This is a genomic window from Haloarcula japonica DSM 6131, from assembly GCF_000336635.1.
Lineage (GTDB): Archaea > Halobacteriota > Halobacteria > Halobacteriales > Haloarculaceae > Haloarcula > Haloarcula japonica.
The window spans coordinates 30,416-47,236 of the sequence record NZ_AOLY01000002.1 but is presented as its reverse complement, the minus strand read 5'-3'; the positions used below and the strand labels follow the sequence as shown (position 1 = coordinate 47,236).

16 protein-coding genes are annotated in these 16,821 nt (G+C 64.7%); 8 read left to right on the top strand and 8 right to left on the bottom strand.

The window, feature by feature from the left end; all coding sequences use genetic code 11:
- Positions 1–30: 30 nt before the first annotated feature.
- Positions 31–1,311, bottom strand: coding sequence for a hypothetical protein (locus C444_RS00210; protein ID WP_004590027.1), 1,281 nt, complete (start codon positions 1,309–1,311; stop codon positions 31–33).
- A 109-nt stretch (positions 1,312–1,420) separates the two neighbouring features.
- Positions 1,421–1,708: a zinc ribbon domain-containing protein gene (locus tag C444_RS00205; protein ID WP_004590026.1), complete on the bottom strand. Its 288-nt coding sequence runs from the start codon at positions 1,706–1,708 to the stop codon at positions 1,421–1,423.
- 184 nt (positions 1,709–1,892) lie between these two features.
- Between C444_RS00205 and C444_RS00200 the strand changes: the two genes are divergently transcribed.
- Both C444_RS00200 and nucS read left to right on the top strand, forming a co-directional pair.
- Entirely contained in the window at positions 1,893–2,330 is a 438-nt protein-coding gene (locus tag C444_RS00200) for a DUF6735 family protein (protein ID WP_004590025.1), read from the top strand.
- A gap of 9 nt (positions 2,331–2,339) precedes the next feature.
- Positions 2,340–3,059: an endonuclease NucS gene (gene nucS, locus C444_RS00195; protein ID WP_004590024.1), complete on the top strand. Its 720-nt coding sequence runs from the start codon at positions 2,340–2,342 to the stop codon at positions 3,057–3,059.
- A gap of 78 nt (positions 3,060–3,137) precedes the next feature.
- On the opposite strand, the gene C444_RS00190 is transcribed toward nucS, so the two are convergent.
- Positions 3,138–3,386, bottom strand: coding sequence for a HalOD1 output domain-containing protein (locus C444_RS00190; protein WP_004590023.1), 249 nt, complete (start codon positions 3,384–3,386; stop codon positions 3,138–3,140).
- A 121-nt stretch (positions 3,387–3,507) separates the two neighbouring features.
- Between C444_RS00190 and C444_RS00185 the strand changes: the two genes are divergently transcribed.
- Positions 3,508–4,224, top strand: coding sequence for a helix-turn-helix domain-containing protein (locus C444_RS00185; protein WP_080509657.1), 717 nt, complete (start codon positions 3,508–3,510; stop codon positions 4,222–4,224).
- Between the two features lie 9 nt (positions 4,225–4,233).
- On the opposite strand, the gene mutS is transcribed toward C444_RS00185, so the two are convergent.
- The gene (mutS, locus tag C444_RS00180; RefSeq protein ID WP_004590020.1) at positions 4,234–7,044 is read right to left on the bottom strand and encodes a DNA mismatch repair protein MutS; all 2,811 of its coding nucleotides are present in this window, start codon (positions 7,042–7,044) and stop codon (positions 4,234–4,236) included.
- Between the two features lie 106 nt (positions 7,045–7,150).
- Here mutS and C444_RS00175 point away from each other — a divergent pair, with 106 nt between their 5' ends.
- Positions 7,151–7,540: a DUF7383 domain-containing protein gene (locus tag C444_RS00175; RefSeq protein WP_004590018.1), complete on the top strand. Its 390-nt coding sequence runs from the start codon at positions 7,151–7,153 to the stop codon at positions 7,538–7,540.
- A gap of 174 nt (positions 7,541–7,714) precedes the next feature.
- Positions 7,715–9,394 (top strand): thermosome subunit beta, encoded by a 1,680-nt coding sequence (gene thsB, locus C444_RS00170; protein ID WP_049908979.1) that lies wholly within the window; start codon positions 7,715–7,717, stop codon positions 9,392–9,394.
- Positions 9,395–9,847: 453 nt separating this feature from the next.
- Here the strand turns inward: thsB and C444_RS00165 are convergent, their stop codons facing one another.
- A complete protein-coding gene (locus C444_RS00165) occupies positions 9,848–10,711 on the bottom strand; it encodes a hypothetical protein (protein WP_004590016.1) in 864 nt (287 codons plus the stop codon).
- A 76-nt stretch (positions 10,712–10,787) separates the two neighbouring features.
- Here C444_RS00165 and C444_RS00160 point away from each other — a divergent pair, with 76 nt between their 5' ends.
- The gene (locus C444_RS00160; protein ID WP_004590015.1) at positions 10,788–11,783 is read left to right on the top strand and encodes an alanine dehydrogenase; all 996 of its coding nucleotides are present in this window, start codon (positions 10,788–10,790) and stop codon (positions 11,781–11,783) included.
- Here C444_RS00160 and C444_RS00155 read toward each other — a convergent pair whose 3' ends face one another.
- The 3 genes from C444_RS00155 to C444_RS00150 are packed head-to-tail and all read right to left on the bottom strand — an operon-like array spanning position 11,784 to position 12,401.
- Positions 11,784–12,005, bottom strand: coding sequence for a DUF7535 family protein (locus C444_RS00155; RefSeq protein WP_004590014.1), 222 nt, complete (start codon positions 12,003–12,005; stop codon positions 11,784–11,786).
- Positions 12,006–12,048: 43 nt separating this feature from the next.
- Positions 12,049–12,216 carry a hypothetical protein gene (locus C444_RS22100; RefSeq protein ID WP_004590013.1) on the bottom strand — a complete coding sequence of 56 codons (168 nt, stop codon included), beginning with the start codon at positions 12,214–12,216 and terminating at the stop codon, positions 12,049–12,051.
- Positions 12,216–12,401 (bottom strand): hypothetical protein, encoded by a 186-nt coding sequence (locus C444_RS00150; RefSeq protein WP_049908978.1) that lies wholly within the window; start codon positions 12,399–12,401, stop codon positions 12,216–12,218. The genes C444_RS22100 and C444_RS00150 overlap by 1 nt, the downstream gene beginning before the upstream one ends.
- A gap of 198 nt (positions 12,402–12,599) precedes the next feature.
- Between C444_RS00150 and C444_RS00145 the strand changes: the two genes are divergently transcribed.
- Positions 12,600–13,991: a sensor histidine kinase gene (locus tag C444_RS00145; protein WP_004590011.1), complete on the top strand. Its 1,392-nt coding sequence runs from the start codon at positions 12,600–12,602 to the stop codon at positions 13,989–13,991.
- Between the two features lie 100 nt (positions 13,992–14,091).
- Positions 14,092–16,779: a leucine--tRNA ligase gene (gene leuS, locus C444_RS00140; RefSeq protein WP_004590010.1), complete on the top strand. Its 2,688-nt coding sequence runs from the start codon at positions 14,092–14,094 to the stop codon at positions 16,777–16,779.
- The last annotated feature ends 42 nt before the right edge of the window (positions 16,780–16,821 follow it).

The window sequence follows — 16,821 nt, the reverse complement described above, 5'->3', positions numbered from 1 at the left end:
CCCTCAGATAAACAATTATCGACATTTCGATCAGGGCTCGATGCCGGCTCCCTGTTTGGCCGTGGTGGCCGGTGCATCCATCGTCGGGTCGCGTCTGTCTGGCACGAGTTCGGTGGCCACCTCGCGTGCGCGCTCGAAGTGGGCTGTTGCACTGTCACACGCGGTCCCGGAACCCTCTCTATTTGACCCGTCGCTACCCTCACCGAGTTCCTGTCGGCCCGCTTCGCGGTGTGCATCGACCAGTTCAACGGCGGTGTCCGCGAGTGCCTGTCGGAGTGACGCCCGGTCGCCGTCGAAGCGGCGGTCACGACCCCAGTCCAGTTCGTACGCTGTCCGGTAGCGGTCGAGGGCGTCTTCCCAGTGCCTGGCCCGCGCTGCCGGGTCTGTCGCGGCTCTGGCCGCACTCGCAGCCACCTGTGCCGCGTCGACCGGCGCTGACAGGAGTTCGGTGTATTCCGCCTCGACTGCGTTTCGAGCATCCGTGATGACTTCTGCGGGCGGCTCCGATGCCGTCACGGTCAGTGCTCGTTCGTACTCGGCCTTGGCCCGTGCGTACGCATCTGCGGCCCGTTCGTACGCCCGGTTCTCCCACGCGCGTCGGGCCGTATCACGGTGCTCATCTCCCGCGTTGACGTGGCGCCGGCGCTGGCATGTGTCAATCCGTGCTTGCGTTGACTGGAGGCGTCCATCGATTGTCGCTCTCGCCCCTTCCCCCAGCGCTTCGACTCGCTTTCGCCCGTTGTCGAGCGCTTCCTGTGCAGTTGTGATATGCGTGGCTGCTGTATCGAGGTCCGTTGTCTCCAGTGCCGACACAGCAGCCTCGATCTGGGATTCTACCCGATCAAGCTCGGTTAGCGTGCGCGTCCAGACCTGTGTGGCTTCGTCGACGTATTCCCGAACCGGTGTCAGGTCGCCTTTACACTCGAACGCCCAGCGGTCTTCGTCGACAGTGGCGAGTTCGAGTGTCGACGTGCGGAGCCCCGACGTACAGTCTACGGCCACGATGTCTTCGTAGGGAAGCGAGATGGTCCGGTCACCGTCGTCGTCGCCGACGACGAACACGACTCGGACGTTCGTTGCGAGCAAATACGCGCGGTAGTCGCCAGCCGGCGTGAGCGACTCGTCGTTCCCCTGAGTAGCGCCGACGCCGGACCGGTCGTTGTACGCGAGATATCGCGGCATCTCTGTTCCTTCTAAGTACTGCCCCAGCGGCTGCTGAAGGCGGCGCGTGCGTCCGAATAGCCCGTCGGTGTTCGCCCGGTCGAATATCTCCGGTCGATCCGAGGAACGTACGTCAATAACAGTTTCCACGGTCTTCCCCGTTCGTGACAGTATATTCAAATATTTCTTCGGGGAAATAAATTCTTTGGCCGACGACAGCGCTCAAACAGATTGTTTCGACCACAGCCTTGCAACGGTGTCAGTACGGCTGGCTCCGATCCGTCGGCTGCCGCTGCGGGCTCCCGCTCGTCAGGTCGGCGACGCACTGCCGGCAGAACTGGTAGTCCTGCTCGTTCCTCGCCCCGCAGTGGGGACAGTCGATGGATTCAGTGCTGTCGTCGGTGGCGCTGCCACGGCGCCCTTCGGTATCGCCCTGCCCTGTCGCCCCGGCCGGGTCACCCCGATGTCGGTACGCGTACAGCATGGTCAGGACGTGGAGCCCCACGAGAAGCGCGATTGCGCCGTAGAGCCACTCGCTCACCATCATATGTAACGATACGTGAACGTACTACTTGAGGGTTGTGCCGAGTTACCAATGGTCGGTGGTTTCGCCGGGTTTGGAACCTTCTCCGATACTGAGTGGGAGCAGACGGGTGTCCTGTGGGCCAGTGTTCAAATAGGACCACGCAGCCAGGGGTGTCTATGCCCGCTCACACGCTCGGTGGTCCCTGATGGGTCGCCGAACGCTCGTGGCTCTCGCCCGTCCCGATGGCCGCTACGACTGCCGCCTCGCACACTGGGGTGTCGACGCCGACCCCATCACCCAGTCCCGACCGCTCGGGAACGACTGGACGGCCGCTGCTGTCCTCGCTACCATCGACGCTACCTACGACCAATTGGTCGTGCTCGACGAGTCGGTTCGGACCTACGCTGTCTGCTGGCTTGATCCGACGCTATCGGACCTCGACGATATCGTCCTCGCCCGTACTGCCGACCCGGATGCGTTCCGGACGTGGTGGGTCGACCGCAAGGACGAGGCCTGTCGCGCCCTCGACAGCGAAGGCACCGATCCGGCGAACGCCCGACGTGCCCTGCTTGCGTCGCTCCGAGACCGCGTCTCGTCCATGCACTGCCCCGACGACGCGTCCTTTTTACGCCGGGACCGCTAACCGCCACCCGTGACCGCCGTCGAGACACTGACGTACCCCGACCCCGCTGACGCGCTGGACCTCGCGTCGCGCAACGCCGACCGCGGCGCGCTGGTGACGCTCGTCGGTACCTGTACGGTCGAGTACGAGGGACGAGCGGCCAGTTCGCTGGGGCTTGGCGACCGCCACGTGATGCTCAAGCCCGACGGGGCCGCGCTGGTCCACACCGACGAGGGCCAACAACCGGTGAACTGGCAACCGCCGGGCTGTGAACACAGCATCAGCGTCGACGACGGGTCGCTGGTCGTCCGCTCCACGCGGTCGACCCCCGAGGAGTTGCTCGAAGTGACCTTTGAGACAGTCGCTCACGCCGCCGCCTTCGACGTGACCGACTCGAAAGACCTCGCGCTCACCGGGACCGAGGCTGACCTGAAAGACCGGATCCTTGATGAACCGGGGCTGGTCGAGTCGGGCTTTACGCCGCTTGCGACCGAGCGCGAGACTCCCGCCGGCGCGGTCGACATCTATGGCGAGGACGCCGACGGCCGGACGACGATACTCGAACTCAAGCGCCGGCGTGTGGGTCCCGACGCAGTCGGCCAGCTGGGCCGGTACGTCGATGCGTTAGAACGCGACCTGCACGCCGACACTGAAGTCCGGGGTATCCTCGTCGCTCCGTCGGTGACTGACCGGGCGCGTCAGTTGCTCGCCGAGAAAGGACTGGAGTTCGTCTCGCTGGAGCCACCGTAACTGACACGTCGCTTTTGGCCCGTGTCCGTCCTGCGACTGTACCGACTACCGCGGTTGCCACACAGCCGGATGGCGGCGCTACTCTACAGTGACTGTTCCATCGGTATTGACAACCACGCGGTAGCCACTGTAGTCGAACGCCACATGTCCGCTGGTGTTCGAATCGGCGATGCACGCCGTCAGTGCATCCGGATTGATACTGTCGGCCAGCGGCGGAAGCCTCTCGACCGGCTGTCTCTCCGCAGTTGCCACGGCACGAACGACCGCGGTGATGATAGACTGGTCGGTGCCGTGGACTTCTACGACGGATGGTGATATTCCAGACACGGTTCTCTGACCTCATGCTGGATTTATCCTGAAGATGTAAAGTTCACTATGGCTAGCATAGTGAACGTTGATACCACGATTCATGACAACATTCTTCATGAGGTATCGACTACACCTGTGTATGTCCCGACAGCTTGGCGACAGCCGGGCGGTAACCCGTGTGGAGTTTGCCCTCTCTGATGGGTCGTATCCATTTGTGTCGGTGTCTGAAGCCGAATCGTGTTCAGTGATTCTTGAAAAATGCCTCCCGCAGACGGACGACACGTACGCGGAGTTTTTTTCAGTCGGGGGTGCTCACCCCAGCCGGCTTGTCGAGCGCATCGAGGACGGCAACGGCGGTGAGGCGCGGGTGCTTGAGCGTACCAACGACGGAGGGCTCGTCGAAATCGACGTGCGGGATAACTGCCCCGTTGTCTCGCTCGCAGATGTCGGGGCGGTACCACAGACCGTCCGGAGTGTCGATGGCCAAGGGACTGTCGTAGCCGATGTTCCGAGGCAAACTGAGACGGCTGCGGTTATCGAGTCGTTCCTGGCGGCCCATTCGGAGGCCGAACTCGCAGCGAAAAAACAGCGTGAGTCCATCGCCCCACTGTTCGGGTTCAAGAACTACGCGTCCCACACCGAGTCACTGACCGACCGCCAGCGGGAGGTCCTCGTGACGGCCCACGAAGCGGGGTACTACAGTTGGCCCCGCGAGGCGACGGCCGCGGACCTGGCTGCACTCCTCGATATCTCGGAGCCCACGCTCCACAAGCATCTACGGGCTGCCGAACAGAAACTCGTCACGGCCATGTTCGCCTGCCCGCACGAGGAACTGGCCGCTGACGGAGATAGCTGACTGCTGCTGTTATTCGAGTCGGTCCTGTAGCTCGGCGAGCGCGTTCATCGCTTCTATCGGCGTCATCGTCGCGACATCGAGCGACGCTAACTGCTGTGCCACTGACCCCGGTAACTCTCCCCCGACGGTGGCTCCGTTCGTTCGAAGCGTCTCCTGTGTGTGGCCGTCCGCTCCACCCTCGCTGGCTGAACCCGCCGCTGTTCCGTTCTCCGTCGGACCAGTCGTCTCCGTGACGGTGGAATCCGTGTCGGTGTCGGCCGTCTCGGCATCCGCCAGAAGGTCCCGTGACCGTTCGACAACGGATTCGGGCACGCCGGCCATGCTCGCCACCTCGACGCCGTAGGAGGCCGCCGCGGGACCGGGTGCGAGTTCGTGGTCGAAGCGAACGTCGCCGTCCTCGCGGCTGGTCTCGAAGTGGCGGTTTGTCGCGCTGGGCAGCGCCGCGGCGACGGCAGTCAGGTCGTGGTGGTGGGTCGCAAACAGCGTGTACGCGCCGACCTCGTCGTGGAGATGTTCGGTGACGGCGCGGGCGATAGCAAGCCCGTCAGCCGTCGACGTGCCGCGGCCGACCTCGTCCAGCAGCACCAGCGAGTCAGCGGTCGCCGCGTCGAGAATCGTCGCCAGTTCGGTCATCTCGATCATGAACGTTGAGCGGCCACCGGCGATGTCGTCGCTGGCTCCAACGCGGGTAAACACGCGGTCGAGAATCGGGAGGTCGGCCGCCTTCGCGGGGACGAAGCCGCCCGCCTGTGCGAGCAGACAGATCAACGCGACCTGGCGCATGTACGTCGACTTGCCGCTCATGTTCGGTCCCGTGACGACAGCGAGAAACGGGTCCTGAGCCGGGGCGCTTTCGCCCTCGCGCTTTCCGTCGGTCGCCGTATCACCATCGCTCGATTGCCGGTCGTCGGACTCCCGAAGCGGCCCGCTACCGAGATGCGTGTCGTTGGGGACGAAGGCGTCCTCGGTCCGCTCGACGACCGGATGGCGGCCGGCGGTGATGTCGATCCCGTCCCCGCCGACGGTGGGCCGGCAGTAGTCGTACTGCGCCGCGACCTCGGCGAAGGAGACCAGCACGTCCAGGCGCGCGAGGCGGTCGGCGAGCGCCTGCACGCGCTCTGCCTCGTCGGCCACCTTGTCCCGGACGGCACAGAACAGGTCGTACTCCAGGTCGTCGGCCGCGCTCTCGGCCCGCAGGATCTCGTCCTCGCGCTCCTTGAGTTCCGGCGTGTAGTAGCGCTCGCTGTTTTTCAGCGTCTGGCGGCGCTGGTAGTCCTCGGGGACGGCATCGAGGTTGGCGTTCGTTACCTCGATGTAATAGCCGTGGACGGAGTTGTGTCCGACCTTTAGCGAGTCGACGCCGGTGCGCTCGCGCTCGCTGGCTTCGAGGTCGTCGATCCACTGCTTGCCCGACTGCTCGGTCGAGCGCAACCGGTCCAGTTCGTCGTCGTAGCCCTCGCAGATGACACCGCCCTCGGTCACCTGCTGTGGCGGGTCCGTGCGAATTGCCGCTTCGATCTCCTCGCGGGTCTCGGCCAGCGGGTCCAGCGTTGCGTGCAGGTCCGCCAGCAGGCGGGCGTCGGCATCAACTAAGCGGTCCCGGATCTCCGGCACGACCGACAGCGTTGCGGCCAGCGACCGCAGGTCACGGGCGTTGGCCCGGCCACGCGACACGCGTGAAATGAGCCGTTCGAGGTCGTACACCTCCGCCAGAAGGGAAGATAGCTCCTCTCTGGTGGCGGGGTCGCGCTGGAGTTCCGCGACCGCGCCGTGGCGGGCCTCGATGCGGTCCACGTCGAGCAACGGCCGACGGAGCCAGTCGGTCAGTTTCCGCCGCCCCAGTGCACACGCCGTCTCGTCGACTGTATCGACGAGCGTGCGGTTCTCGTGGCCCCGTACGGAGCGCCGCTCGAACAGTTCGAGGCTCTCGACGGCCACGGCGTCGAGCAGCATGTACTCCCGCGGGTCGTACCGCGTGAGGTGATTGAGGTAGTCGAGCGTGCCTGCGGGGTCGACATCTGGATCGACCGGCTCGCCGTCGGGGCCGACCGCGCCGCTGCTCCCACGGGTGTACTCCGCGTAGGCCAGCAGGCCGCCACAGGCCCGGATTTCTGCATCGCCGGCGAGCAGACGCTCCGGCGGGCCGAAGTACTGTCCCACGCGGTCCTCGGCGCGACCCCGGGCGAATGCATCCGCGTCGTAGCGCGTCACCAGACAGGCCGGCCCGAAGACGGCGTCCCGGTCCACGTCGACGTCCGGCCCGACGATGGCCTCGGCGGGACCGAACCGGCTGAGTTCGTCGGCGACGGCGCTTTCGGAGCCGACACTGGTCGCGTAGCAGTCACCGGTCGAGATGTCCAGTAGCGCCAGCCCGTATCCCTCACCGGCGGCCAGAGCCGCGACGTAATTGTTGTCCGCCCCGCCCAGCAGTTCGCTCTCAGTGAGTGTGCCGGGGGTGACGATCCGAGTCACTGCCCGCTCGACCACGCCGCTGACCTCGTCGGGGTCCTCGACCTGATCGGCAATTGCGACCCGGTAGCCCGCGTCAAGCAGCGTCTCGACGTACGACTCAGCGTTGTCGATGGGGATGCCGGCCATCGGGTACTCCCCGGTCGAGTCCTCGCGCTGGGTCAGCGTAATTTCACACAGCCGAGCGACCCGCTGTGCGGCCGCACAGAAGGCTTCGTAGAAGTCCCCGACCTGAAAGAGGACCAGGGCGTCATCGTACTGCCGGCACAGCTCGTAGTACTGCGCCATCATCGGCGTCAGGTCTTCCTCGAGCTCGGCCATCTTCTCGGGCGGGCCAAGCGCAGCGTCCATACCGGTGGGCAACAGCCGACCACTCATAGGCGCTCCGCTCTCCCTCGCCACGTGTACGACGGTGACCGGCCACTAATTTTTATGTCGCCCGAGAGTCGTAGCCTGTATGTCACGTCGCGCCAACTACGCGCTCTGTCAGTTCCAGCAGCACCTCGGCCCGTCGGCGGACTCGCTCGACGTTCCTTGGGCCGAGTACACCGGCGATTCGACCGATCCGGTTTCCTTCGACATCCCCACCTCGTCATCGGCGGACCCGTACGTGGAGATGCAGGTCTACGATGTCGAGGATTTCGACCACGAAATCGTGGTCAACGGCGAGGCACTGTCAGGGTTCGATATCGCGCCGGGCGAGGGGTGGCAGCTCTGGATGGACACGATCGCGCCCGAGCAACTGCACCTCGGCGAGAACACGATTCAGTTCCGACGGGACACCGACTCGAAGGACGCATTCGTCGTTGGGTCGGTCACGGTCCACTGGACGGAACCAATCGAGTGAATATATAAACAGGTCGCCGTCGTTCTGATGTGGCGTGCCAACAGCTACCATCACTACCGGCTAGTACTCCTTCAGTCGGGTGATTTCACCTGTTCTGGCTGCGTCAACAGGTGGCCGCCGAGCGCTCCGTAACCCCTACTTTTATATAGAACCACATGCAATCTTCGCTTGATTATGAGCCAACGCCAGATGCAGGGCCAGCCGATGATCATCCTGGGAGAGGACTCCCAGCGGATGAAGGACAAGTCTGCGCAGGAACACAACATCTCGGCCGCTCGCGCGGTCGCCGAGTCGGTACGCTCGACCCTCGGCCCGAAGGGGATGGACAAGATGCTCGTCTCCTCGATGGGTGACGTGACCGTCACGAACGACGGCGTCACCATCCTCTCGGAGATGGACATCGACAACCCGACAGCCTCGATGATCGTCGAGGTTGCCGAGACACAGGAAGACGAGGCCGGCGATGGCACCACCTCCGCCGTCGCCATCGCAGGCGAACTCCTCAAGAACGCCGAGGACCTCCTCGAACAGGACATCCACCCGACGGCGATCATCAAAGGGTTCAATATGGCCGCCACGCAGGCCAAGGACGAACTCGACGACATCGCCACGGAAGTCGACCCCGACGACGAGGAACTCCTGAAGAAGGTCGCAGAGACCTCGATGACGGGCAAGGGCGCAGAGCTCAACAAGGAGCTGCTCGCCCAGATCATCGTCGACGCGGTCAACGCCGTGACCGTCGAGGCCGATGACGGTTCCGTCGTCGCCGACCTCGAATACCTCAACATCGAGACCCAGACCGGCAGCTCTGCCGGCAACTCCGAACTCCTCGAAGGCGCGGTCATCGACAAGGACCCGGTCCACGAGGAGATGCCGACCGAAGTCGACGACGCTGACGTCCTGCTCGTCGACACGGCCATCGAACTCGACGAGACCGAAGTCGACGCCCAGCTCTCCGTCGACGACCCGAGCCAGCTCCAGAACTTCCTCGACAAGGAAGAAGAGCAGCTCAAGCAGATGGTCGACCAGATCGCTGACACCGGCGCTGACGTCGTCTTCTGCCAGAAGGGCATCGACGACATGGCCCAGCACTACCTCGCCGAGAAGGGTATTCTGGCCGTGCGCCGCGCCAAGAAATCCGACATCGAGTTCCTCAAAGAGGTTCTGGGTGCTCGCATCGTCTCCGACCTCGACTCCGCGACCGCGGAAGACCTGGGTCACGGCTCCGTCACCCGCGACGACGCCGAAGGCCTGTTCTACGTCGAGGGCAGCGGCGACGGAGCTCACGGCGTCACGCTCCTGCTCCGTGGCTCGACCGACCACGTCGTCGACGAACTCGAACGCGGTGTCACGGACGCGCTCGACGTTGTCGCGTCCACGGTCGCCAACGGCAGCGTCCTCGGTGGCGGCGGCGCACCTGAAGTCGAAGTCGCCCGCCGGCTCCGCGACTACGCCGACAGCGTCGAAGGCCGCGAACAGCTCGCAATCGAGTCCTTCGCCGACGCGCTGGAGATCATCCCGCGCACGCTCGCTGAAAACGCTGGTCTCGACAGCATCGATACGCTGGTCGACCTGCGCGCCGCCCACGAGGACGGCGACGTCAGCGCCGGCCTGAACGTCTTCTCCGGTGACGTCGAGAACACGCTCGACACCGGCGTCGTCGAGCCAGCGCACGCCAAGCGCCAGGCGATTTCCTCGGCTGCAGAGGCCGCGAACCTGGTCCTCAAGATCGACGACATCATCGCTGCCGGCGAGCTCTCGACCTCCGGCGGCGACGAAGGCGGCCCCGGCGGCCCCGGTGGCGCTCCTGGCGGCATGGGCGGCATGGGTGGCGGCATGGGCGGCATGATGTAAGCGAGGGGCCGAACGAAGTGAGGGCCCTCGAATAGTGAGCGGCGAAAGCCGCGAACCGCGAGGTTCTGAACGAAGCGAAGACCCTCGGATTGCGAGCGGGGAACGAAGTGACCCGCAAGCAGGAGGTCGACAGGAGGGAGACCTCCGAACGACCTGACCCGCGAACCACGTAGCTGACCGGAAGTAGCCTTTCTGAACGAACGCCGAAGCAGCCCCGAGGTGTGCGTCGCTTTCTAACCGACCTGCAGACGATAGTTTACCCGATAGCAGGTCAGTTTCTAACGGAGACGTTGTGACGCCATCGATATCGAAACGTGAAACCGGAGAAACAGTTAGGTATTTCTCTGCGAAGTAACGACTGTCCCGGTTCGTTTGGTGGGACGGACTGGTGACAGCGGGTGGGGCCTCTTTCCGTTTCGCGACTGATTCGACGGTATCCAGCCGTCGCTCGCATCAGTCGGGGCGTGTTGTTCGGTTTCGGTGGCCTCGGTCTTCGAACACTACGTCCGTCGTCCCGAGGTCGCTGTAGCGGAGGATTTCGGTCACCCGGTAGGTGTCCGTTCCGTTGTCGACCGTGTACTGGAGCGCGTAGCTCCGGACGATGCCGCTTGGCGTCACAGTCGCCGAGAGGGAGACGTTAGTCACACGGTCGGCGGGACGGGTGGCAACTGCGCTGTCATCGGCCGACCCGGTTCCTTTGATGCGATACACGGAAACGCCGTACAGTTGCTTGATGACCTCATCGCCGGGGCGGATGGATGTGATGTTCGTGGCGGAAAGCAGCGCTATGAGACGTCCGTTGAACGTGGGCTCGAAGAACAGTGCGGCCCGAGGTGGGCGTGGCGGGCCACCGATACCACGGGAATCAGCGACTACTTCCGCCGATGTCGACCCGTTGACGGTCGTCCGCCTGAGTGCACGGCCGTCCCGCCAGGTGCCGTGAATCTCACGCGCTGTCACACTTTGTCCGGTTATCGTTCGGGTGGCCGTGTACGACTCGTAGCCCGCGCTGATGCTGGCACGGGTCCGGACGCGTCTGTGCAGGCCGCTGCCGTTCATGACGGTTTTCGTGTGGTGGACTCGATAGGAGATGTTCGAGAGTTGGCTGACGTGAGCGCGACCGAGCGCGGTGGCGTTGACGACGCGCTCGCCGACGACACCCGGGGCGTGTTGTTCGGCGCTCGTTGGCGTGTCCCCGGTCGGGACGGGGGCCGGTGTCACCGTCTCTCTGGTGGCTGCGCCGTCCCCGAACAGTCCGGCACACCCGGCGCTCAGCAGACAAAGACAGATCACGGCAATCGCCGCCCCGCGGCGCATACCGGTGACTGGGCGCGTGGTGGTATAACCCCTGTGACGGCGGAGGGCTAAATATCGTCGAGCGTCAACATACCGTATGCAGACGCTGCTTCTCGGCGCGGACGCGGTCGAGGACCACGCGACGATGCCAGCAGTCATCGACGCGGTTGCCGCGGCCTTCGCCGCCGATGCCAGGGGGAACACCATCATGCCGGCCAAGTCCTACATCGACCTGCCGCAGTACAACGGCGACTTCAGGTCGATGCCGGCCTACGTCAACGCGGAGACGTGGGACGCCGCCGCGATCAAGTGGGTCAACGTCCATCTGGACAACCCCCGTGATCACGACCTACCGACCGTCCTCGGGACGCTCATCTACTCGGACCCCGAGACGGCGTTCCCGCTGGCCGTGATGGACGGGACCGTCCTGACGCGCTTGCGGACCGGGGCGGCGGCCGCCGTCGCTACTGACCACCTCGCTGTTGCCGATGCAGACTCACTCGGTCTGGTCGGGGCCGGCACACAGGCGTACACGCAACTGGCGGCCATCTCGTCGGTCCGAGACATCGAGACGGTCGTCGTCGCCGACCGGGATACGGAGAAACAGCAGGCGTTCGTCGATACGTTCACCGACCGATTCGATGTGCGAGCGGGAACCATCGAGGACGCCGCCGGCTGTGACGTGCTGTCGACGATTACGCCGGTCAGGTCGCCCATTGTGGACCGGGAGTGGCTCGGCGAACGCACACATATCAACGCCATTGGGGCTGATGCCGCCGGCAAGCAGGAACACGACGAACGCACGCTGCTCGACGCGAAACTCGTCATCGACAACTACGAGCAGTGTACCCACTCCGGCGAGATCAACGTCCCGTGGGGCGAGGGGGTCCTGACTGATGCCGACCTTCACGGGGAACTCGGAGACATCGTTGCGGGCACGCTTTCGGGGCGGACCAACGACGACGGCATCACGCTCTTTGACTCGACGGGGCTGGCGATTCAGGACGTGGCGACCGCACATGTCGTTTACGAGAACGCCAGCGCCGACGGTGACGGGACGGCGTTCTCGCTCGTCGACACTGACGCGACCTGATTACGACGAGGGCGTGAGCATCTCGGTCACTTTCGAGATGCCCCAGACGATGATGATAAACGGCAGGAGCGGCATCAGCAGGATGAGCAGGCCGGTGAGTATCCCCCAGCCGAACACATCCATCCCCTCATTGCGACGGCTCCGCGACCCCGGCGTGACCGACCGGAGGGCCTTCGGCAGTCGTCCGCTGTCCTTCGTGTCGTCGTCAGTTGATTCCGCCATACTTTCTCTTGTACTGAAACGTGTATAAGCCTAGGCCCGGCGGCTACATGGCACCGGCGACGCCGCTGCCGATGGCGGCCCCGCAGTTGTCACAGGCCACGAGGTAGAACCGTTTCGAGGCCGTGAAGAACCCAGTCGTCGATTCCATGTCGAGGAATTCTACGTCGTCCGGGTCGGCCATCTCCGCGTCACATTCGGGACAGTGAACCATCAGGCCGCACCTCCGTTGGACTTCGCGCCGGCGACGCCGCTACCGATAGTCACACCGCAGGCTGCGCAGTTGGCGGTGTAAAAGCGCTTGGAGGCTTTGATGAAGCCGGTCGTGGCGTCCACTTCGACGAAATCGATGTCGTCGGCCGTTTCGAGCGAGGTCTGGCAGTCAGGGCAGTGTACCATACACTCCCGACACCAGCCGAGACCGGCAAAAATCTTGTGTGGGGTGCCGCTCTCTCGGTCGGCGTCCCGGCGACGCTCTCGGTCCGACACTCCGAGCGACATCACTGAACTGGCAGTTATGCGTGGCGTCTGGCCGTCGAGACACCCGAAACAGTGACAGTCCGCCACACGCTATGGTCTGCTCACTGGGAACGCACCATGGGTAGCAAACCTGTCTTAGTCGTCACGACCGACGGGCTGGATACTGTCACTCTCGAATCTGCCCTCGCTGGGACGCAGGCTTCGATCACGTACCTGTCGGACCTCACGGACCTCTTTGATACGCTCACCTATTCGGCGTTCCACGCGCTCGTGCTGCCCGAAACAGCCGATGGCCAGTCCGGAACCGATATCGCGTACGGCGTCAGGAAGCTGTTTCCCGACCTGCCGGTGATCGTCGCTGGCGAGGACCCGGCGGCAGTCCCGGATGCCCTTGACGTGACGGCCGTCGAGCCGTCGGCACATCTCGAAGACGCCGTTGCCGCGGCCGTCCGGGATAGCCTCGACGCCGAGCCGCCGGCTGTTGCCGGACGCCCACCGTCCCCGATGGAGACGCTGTTGCTCTCGTTGTTCAACGAACTGCCGGACCACCTCTACGCGAAAGACGAGCAGGCTCGACACGTCCTGATGGGCCGGGGGTTCAATGAGCCGACAGACCGGCTCGGCCTCACTGACGTCGAAGTCCCGGAACTGGCTGATGAACACGCGAAAGCGGCCCTGCGTGATGAGATGGACGTCATCGAGGCGGAAACAGAGCGGATCGATGTCGAGGAGTTCCTCGACCTCGACGCGACGTATGTCCGAACTCGTAAGATGCCGTGGTACGACGCTGCGGGGGAGATCCAGGGTATCGTCGGCCACACACAGGACATCACCGAGCGGAGGCTCCGCGAGCACGCGTTTCGTCGCCAGAACGAACGGATGGTGAAAGTCGCGCTTGTGGCGTCACACGAGCTCCGAAACGAACTCCAGATCGCATACGGCCGGCTCGAAGACCTGGATGACTGCGACGATACGGCCGCCGAAATCGAGGAGTCGCTCTCCCAGATTTCCACGATCATCGACACCGTGGTCGAGCTCTCCACGAGCGATCCGAATGGGCCGATCCAGCACGACGAGATCGAACAGGTCCCGAAGCAAAAACACGTGTGGCTCTCCCGTCTCAGTCGGGAGGTATGGAACACCCTCGCCGGCAGTCAGGCGAGCCTGACCTTCGACGGCGACACCCGCATCGTCGCCGATCAGGAGTCGACCGGGCTGCTTCTCCAGATCCTGTTCCAGAACGCGCTTGAACACGCCGGACCGTCGGTCACCGTCACCGTCGGCACGACGGACGACGGCTTCTTCGTCGCCGACGACGGCCCAGGAATCGATGTCGAGCCGCCGGAGCGGGTGTTTGACGCGGGCCACACCGCAGTCGCGGAGAACACTGGATTCGGGCTCTACGTCGCTCGACGGGTCGCCGCGGATCAGGGCTGGACGCTCTCCATGGCGGAGAGCGAGTCGGGCGGCGCTCGCTTCGACATCGGGAACGTGGACTGTCAGGAATAGCGGGTCGCCGGTCGACTTGTCACGACGCTCCCCACGCCGTGCCCCGACAGCCTCCCGAAGGGAAAGGTATAGCACGGTCGCTGCCGGATGTTCCGATATCATGACTACGACCGGTGAGGAACGCGAGCGGGGGTTCGACCACACGGAGATCGAACCCCGGTGGCAGCGCACGTGGGACGAGGCCGACGTGTTCCGGATCGACGACGACGAGACCGACCCGGAGTACGTCCTGGCGATGTTCCCCTACACCTCCGGAAGCCTCCACATGGGCCACGTCCGGAACTACACCATCACCGACGCCTACGCCCGCTTCGAGCGGATGCGCGGCGAGAGCGTCCTCCACCCGATGGGCTGGGACTCCTTTGGCCTCCCCGCAGAGAACGCCGCCGAGGAACGGGACACCAACCCGCGGGACTGGACGATGCAGTGCATCGACTCGATGCGCGACCAGCTCACGGAGATGGGCTTTGGCTACGACTGGGACCGCGAGCTGGCGACCTGTGAGCCCGAGTACTACCAGTGGAACCAGTGGCTGTTCAAGCAGCTCCGCGAGGAAGGACTGGTCGAGCGCCAGGCCGCCGAACTGAACTGGTGTCCCTCCTGTGAGACCGTCCTCGCCGATGAGCAGGTCGAGGGCGAAGACGAACTCTGCTGGCGGTGTGACACCCCTATCGAGGCCCGCGAGATGGACCAGTGGTTTTTCACCATCACCGACTACGCCGAGGAACTGCTGGAGTCGCTGGACGACCTGGACGGCTGGCCGAACAATGTCCGGGAGATGCAGCGCAACTGGATCGGCAAGCAGGAGGGCGCGAGCGTCGCCTTCGAGGTCGGCGACTACGGTGAGGTCGACATCTTCACGACCCGTCTGGACACCATCCACGGGGCGACGTTCTTTTCGCTGGCCCCCGGCCATCCCGTCGCACAGGAAATCGCCCAACAGAACGACGAGGTTTCGGAGTACATCGAGATGGCCGAACAGGCCGACGAGGACGACCTGGACGTGACCTCCGGCGTGTTCACCGGCGAGTACGCGATCAATCCCGCCACCGGTGAGGAGATCCCCGTCTACGTCGCCGACTACGTGCTGACCGACGTGGGGACGGGCGCGCTGTATGCTGTGCCGGCCCACGACGAGCGCGACCACGAGTTTGCGGAGGCCCACGACATCGACATCGTCCAGGTCGTCGAACCGACCGACGACGCGGACGCTGACCCCGAGGCCATCGATGTGCAGGAAGCGGCCTACCCTGAAGACGGTGTGCTGGTCAACAGCGGCGAGTTCGACGGGCTGGAGAGCGCCGAGGCCCGCGACCGCTTCGTCGAGGCGTTCGACGGCGAACACAGGACGGAGTACAACCTCCGGGACTGGGGTATCTCTCGCCAGCGGTACTGGGGCACGCCGATTCCGATGATCCACTGCGACGACTGTGGCTACGTCGAGGTCCCCGACGAGGACCTCCCCGTCGAACTGCCGGAGTTCGTCCACACCACAGGCAACCCACTCGACGCGGCCGACGAGTGGAAACACGTCGACTGTCCCGACTGCGGGGCCGACGCGGTGCGGGAGACGGATACGATGGACACCTTCGTCGACTCCTCGTGGTACTTCCTGCGGTACACCTCGCCAGAAATGGAGGAGGCCCCCTTCGACGCCGAACGGGCCAGCGACTGGATGCCGGTCGACCAGTACGTCGGCGGCATCGAACACGCCGTGATGCACCTGCTGTACGCCCGCTTCTTCACGAAGGTGCTGGACGACCTCGACATGGTCGACGGCGTCCGCGAACCCTTCACCAACCTCACGAACCAGGGGATGGTGCTGGGTGAGGACGGCAACAAGATGTCCAAGAGCCTGGGCAACGGCGTCTCGCCCCAGCGCATCATCGAGGAGTACGGCGCGGACACGGCCCGGCTGTTCATCATGGAGGCCGCCCAGCCCGAGAAGGAGTTCGCCTGGAGTCCCGAGGGCGTCCAGTCCGCCCACAGCTTCCTCCAGAACGTGTACACGCTGGTTTCGGCGTACGCAGAGGGCGAGGCGGGGACCGCCGCTGACACGGGGAACGGGGCTGACATCGCGGACTACGTCGCCCGTGAAATCGACGCCACCGCCGCGAACGCGACGGCGGAGTTCGAGGAACTCCGGTTCAACCACGCGCTCCAGGCCGTTCGGGAACTGGTGTCGCTGCTGCGCCGGTACCAGGAGGCAACCACCCCTGACGCCGACACCTTCGAGCGCGGGCTGGCGACGGCGGCGAAACTGCTCGCCCCGGTTGCCCCTCACGCCGCCGAGGAGATGTGGGCCGAACTGGGCCACGACGACCTCATCGCGGAGGCCGAGTGGCCGGCCGCCGAGGCACCCGCCGACTACGGGATGGAGCGTCAACTGGTCGAGAACACCCGCGAGGACATCCGAGACATTGTCGACACAGTCGGTATCGAGGACCCACAGACCATCACGCTCGCGGTCGCGCCGGAGTGGAAGCACCGCGTTCTCAACCTCGCCCGGAACGCCGACGGCAACGTCGTCGGGACCGTCATGCAGGACGAAGAACTACGCGAGCAGGGCGAGGCAGCCGCGGACTTCGCCAAGGAACTGGCCGGCCGCGCACAGTCGCTGGACGAACAACTGCCACCCGAGCGCGAACAGGCGGCGCTCGAACGGGCCGCGTGGCTCGTCGAACGCGAGTTCGGCGCTGACGTGGTTGTTCAGGGGCCCGAGGAAGCGGACCCCGACCTCGTCGGCAAGGCCGGTCCCGGCCGGCCAGCTATCGACATCGCCGAGTAACGGCATCGGTCACCAGACCCATTAGGCTCGACCCACTGGCCG